2 protein-coding genes are annotated in these 1,230 nt (G+C 68.4%); both read right to left on the bottom strand.

The annotated features are described in order from the left end of the window. Positions 1-917 (bottom strand): hypothetical protein (locus FDZ70_10985; protein ID TLM65626.1); only part of this gene is annotated, 917 nt, incomplete at its 3' end. A gap of 9 nt (positions 918-926) precedes the next feature. Next, a partial coding sequence (locus FDZ70_10980) for a hypothetical protein (protein ID TLM65625.1) occupies positions 927-1,230 on the bottom strand: 304 nt, incomplete at its 5' end.

Raw genomic sequence — 1,230 nt, 5'->3', positions numbered from 1 at the left:
TTCTCGACGTAGCCCTGGTACGACTGCGCCTGCGACTGCTGCATGAGGATCTGCCTGATCTGGTCCGAGACCGCCTTCAGCGACTTCTGGCGCTCGGTACGGCGCTCGATCAGCTTGATGATGTGCAGGCCGTAGGTCGTCTTGACCAGGCCGGAGACCTCGCCGGGCTCGAGCTTGTCGAGCGCGGCCTGGAACTCCTGGACGTAGGGCGAGCTCGGCCAGCCGAGGTCGCCGCCCTTGGCCTGGCTGACGGTGTCCTTGCTGTACTGCTTGGCCAACTTGCCGAAGTCCTCGCCGGCCTCGATGCGGGCGAGCACCTTCTCGGCGGTCACCTTGTCCTTGGCGCCGAAGAGGATGTGCGCCGCGTGGCTCGCGGCCTCCTCGACGAAGCTCGCCTTGTTCTTGTCGTAGTACGCCTCGACCTCGGCCTCGGAGGCCTCGGCGCCCTTGGCGATCTTGTCGAGCAGGCGCTGGGTGGTCATCTGGTCGGCGACCTGCTGCTTCAGCGTCTCGAGGGTGATGCCGGACTTCTCGAGGGCGTCGGTGAACGACTTCTCGTCCGGGAACCCGCCGCGCAGCGACTGGATCTGCTTGTCGACCTCTTCGGCGGAGACCGCCACCCCCTCCTTCTCGGAGGCCTGGCGGAGCAGCTCCTGGTCGATCATCTGCGAGAGGATCTTGCGCTTGAAGTCGAGCAGGCGCGCCTCGCCGTCGGCGCCGGTAAACATGTCGGGGTAGTTCTGGCTGAAGCGCGCGACCTGGGTGTCGAGGTCGGTGCGCTTGATCGGCTCGCCGTTCACCTTGGCGACCGTGTCGCCGTTGCAGCCCGCCGCGAGCATGGCGAGCGAGACTGCCAGTACGGCGGCGACCGCCTTGATGTAGCGCTTCATGCTTCCTCCGAGGTACGTGTTCGACATGTCCCGCCTTCAGGCCCCCGGGACTCCGGCGAGTATATCACCGAGCAGTCCGCGGGCCGCTTCGAGCGGATCGTCGTCGGCGCCCAGCGGGAGCAGGACCTTGCGCTCCCTCGGCATCACCACGACGCCCCGCGTCGCGAGGGCCCCGCGCAGCTCGTCCGGGAGCTCGAGCGGCGCGATGGCGAGGCGGCGGCGGACCACCGACACGCTCGCAGCGCCCGCCTCGGCGGCCAGGGCCCGCACCTCCGCGACGTCCAGCAGTGTGCGGGCCGTACGCGGCATCGCGCCATACCTCTCCACGAGTTCTCCGCAC

The organism is Actinomycetota bacterium, assembly GCA_005774595.1.
GTDB lineage: Bacteria > Actinomycetota > Coriobacteriia > Anaerosomatales > D1FN1-002 > D1FN1-002.
This window is presented reverse-complemented; position numbering and strand designations above follow the sequence as displayed.